Source organism: Lysinibacillus sp. GbtcB16, from assembly GCF_019091145.1.
In the GTDB taxonomy this organism is placed as follows: Bacteria; Bacillota; Bacilli; order Bacillales_A; family Planococcaceae; genus Lysinibacillus; species Lysinibacillus fusiformis.
The window spans coordinates 1-233 of sequence record NZ_JAGXJV010000914.1; the positions used below are offsets into that span (position 1 = coordinate 1).

Genomic DNA, 233 nt, shown 5'->3' on the forward strand with positions numbered 1-233 from the left:
ATTAGGCGTTATCATACAAAAAGTGATTGGATGAATTGTCCTTCTTGCTCGGATACGCGAACCAACGGAAGTCTGACTCCCCCAGTTTGGATACCTTTCAGTGCAAGAGCATGCTTGATTGGTGCAGGGCTCGGTACACGGAAAATGCCGGTAAACACAGGATGGAGCTTACGATGAAGTTCTGCCGCTTGCTGAATGTTGCCTTCTAGATAATACTTTACCATAGATTGCAT

1 protein-coding gene is annotated in these 233 nt (G+C 45.5%); it reads right to left on the reverse strand.

Annotation, left to right across the window (positions count from 1 at the left end):
• Positions 1 to 11 precede the first annotated feature (11 nt).
• On the reverse strand, positions 12 to 233 hold a 222-nt coding region (locus KVT27_RS26290; protein WP_217582344.1), incomplete at its 5' end, for a dihydrodipicolinate synthase family protein.